Source organism: Rufibacter immobilis (assembly GCF_003721565.1).
Taxonomy (GTDB): domain Bacteria; phylum Bacteroidota; class Bacteroidia; order Cytophagales; family Hymenobacteraceae; genus Nibribacter; species Nibribacter immobilis.
On record NZ_RJJE01000015.1, the window covers coordinates 1 to 251 of the forward strand.

1 protein-coding gene is annotated in these 251 nt (G+C 48.6%); it reads right to left on the reverse strand.

The features are described from left to right. On the reverse strand, window positions 1–251 hold a 251-nt coding region (locus EFA69_RS20435), incomplete at both ends, for a hypothetical protein (protein WP_221175739.1).

A 251-nucleotide genomic window follows, 5' to 3' on the forward strand; every position in this document is an offset into this window, starting at 1 on the left:
TTTTTTTTATTTTTTTTATTCCCTCAACCCTGTCGGTTGAGCTTGCTTCCCTTGCTTCGTTCTGGAAGCGGGTGCAAAGGTAAGAAGAATTTCTCACTCCGCAAGCACCCTCGGAAAACTTTTTCTTTTTTTTCTCGATCCGTCCGACCGAGAAGCGCTTCCGTTCCCAAGCCCGAAGGCCTTCATCCCGAAGCGGGCTGCAAAGGTAGGAAGTTTTCCCCTCTCCGCAAGCGCTCGGCAAAACTTTTTTT